The organism is Actinoallomurus acaciae, from assembly GCF_042429965.1.
Lineage (GTDB): Bacteria > Actinomycetota > Actinomycetes > Streptosporangiales > Streptosporangiaceae > Actinoallomurus > Actinoallomurus acaciae.
The window spans coordinates 1-1,183 of record NZ_JBHLZP010001070.1; the positions used below are offsets into that span (position 1 = coordinate 1).

Here is a 1,183-nt window from a genome sequence, read left to right on the forward strand (position 1 = left end):
GCCGGTCCCCCGCCCCCCCGGATGCCTGCTGACCGGGGGCCGAAGGACGCGTCGGCCCGCGGCGGACCATACGCCGTCGCGGGCCGGCGCCCTTGCCCGCGTCCTCGCGCAGGCGCCCATGGTCAGGCCCTCGGAAGGTGTCAGGCGCCGGCGGCGCCGACCTTCGGGGCCGGCTCCGGGCGGGTGCGCAGTTCGTTCACGACCTTGCGCTCGACGTAGAAGGCCAGGAACGGGATCACGCCCGCGAGCACGATCAGGACGACCTTCCCCAGCGGCCAGCGCGCCCGGCGGTAGAGGTCGAAGGTGGCCAGCAGGTACAACGGGTAGCAGATCACGCCGTGCGGCACTCCGACCGCGTTCGACAGGACACCGTTGTGCGCGAAGATCTTCAGCGGGACCGCCACGAAGCACAGCACGATCAGCAGCGTGCCGGTCACGTACGCCATGATGCGGTAACGGGTCACCGCTCCTTGCACGGGATGTCCTTCCGTGAGGCCCGCGCCGTCAGTGGCGCGTGGTCTCGTCGTTCAGCCGGGCGAGACGGCGGTTGTAGGCCGCCAGCTCCTCGTCGTCCTCGTCGTCGATCTCCATTCGCGGCGCGGCGCGCTCGGGCACCACGGTGCCCGGGTCGTCCTTGCCGCGCAGTTCGTCGCGCACCATCCGAACCCACATCGCGACCACGAAGATCGCGAACATCGGCCATTCGATGACATAGGCCCAGCTCTGCAGGTTGCCGCCCTCGGCACGCGCCAGCTGCCACCAGCCGGCCAGCATGAAGATCCCGATCAGCACAATGGCGATCAGGTGGAGCCCCAGCCAGCCGGGAGTGAAGAACCGTCGCACGTACGTGAGCGTACCCGCGCCGTCGCGGAACCGCGCCGGACCCCCACCCCAAGCAACAAGACCGTGGCTAGCGGGGGTTCGGCCGCTCCGGCGGCGGGCCCGTGTAGACGGCTCGCGGGCGCAGCGGGACCTCGCGGGCGTACTCCTCCAGCGCGTGGGCCAGCCACCCGGCCGTACGGGCGACGGCGAACACCGCCTCGCCCGCGCCCTGGACCATCCCGGTGACGTACGCGAGGGCGCCGAGCGCGACGTCGATCGCCGGATCGGGCAGCCGCCGCGCACGCGCCTCGGCGAGGACCGCCTCGACCACCCGCAGGCGGTCGCGGTCCGGAGCGGTGGC

At 72.3% G+C, this 1,183-nt stretch carries 3 protein-coding genes; all 3 read right to left on the reverse strand.

Annotated elements, in window-relative coordinates; translation table 11 throughout:
• Window positions 1-140 precede the first annotated feature (140 nt).
• A complete protein-coding gene (locus tag ACFFNX_RS50530; RefSeq protein WP_378213635.1) occupies window positions 141-464 on the reverse strand; it encodes a DUF3817 domain-containing protein in 324 nt (107 codons plus the stop codon).
• A 40-nt stretch (window positions 465-504) separates the two neighbouring features.
• Window positions 505-843: a hypothetical protein gene (locus tag ACFFNX_RS50535; protein ID WP_378213636.1), complete on the reverse strand. Its 339-nt coding sequence runs from the start codon at window positions 841-843 to the stop codon at window positions 505-507.
• Between the two features lie 67 nt (window positions 844-910).
• Window positions 911-1,183, reverse strand: a 273-nt coding sequence (locus ACFFNX_RS50540) for a citrate/2-methylcitrate synthase (RefSeq protein ID WP_378213638.1), incomplete at its 5' end; no start/stop codon positions are given.